General features: G+C 50.6%; 2 tRNA genes. Both read left to right on the forward strand.

From position 1 onward, the window contains the following. The first annotated feature begins 109 nt into the window (after nt 1–109). Nucleotides 110–186 (forward strand) — tRNA-Ile (locus KNO85_RS14865). A gap of 22 nt (nt 187–208) precedes the next feature. Further along, a tRNA-Ala gene (locus KNO85_RS14870) sits at nt 209–281 on the forward strand. Nucleotides 282–336: the final 55 nt, after the last annotated feature.

The following is a 336-nucleotide window of genomic DNA, read 5'->3' on the forward strand; positions in this document are numbered from 1 at the left end:
AACAAGGTAGCCGTATCGGAAGGTGCGGCTGGATCACCTCCTTTCTAAGGAAAATGCCCATGTGGCATTGCCCATCGTTCAGTTTTGAGAGACCAAAACCTCTCTATGAGGGCCTATAGCTCAGCCGGTTAGAGCGCACGCCTGATAAGCGTGAGGTCGGTGGTTCGAGTCCACTTAGGCCCACCATTTTTATGAACAATTCTAATACGGGGCCTTAGCTCAGCTGGGAGAGCGCCTGCCTTGCACGCAGGAGGTCAGCGGTTCGATCCCGCTAGGCTCCACTTTTGTTCCTTGAAAACTGAAGATTCATCAAGACATCAAAAACCAATTTCACAT

The sequence above is a fragment of the Exiguobacterium sp. s124 genome, assembly GCF_018617485.1.
In the GTDB taxonomy this organism is placed as follows: domain Bacteria; phylum Bacillota; class Bacilli; order Exiguobacteriales; family Exiguobacteriaceae; genus Exiguobacterium; species Exiguobacterium aestuarii.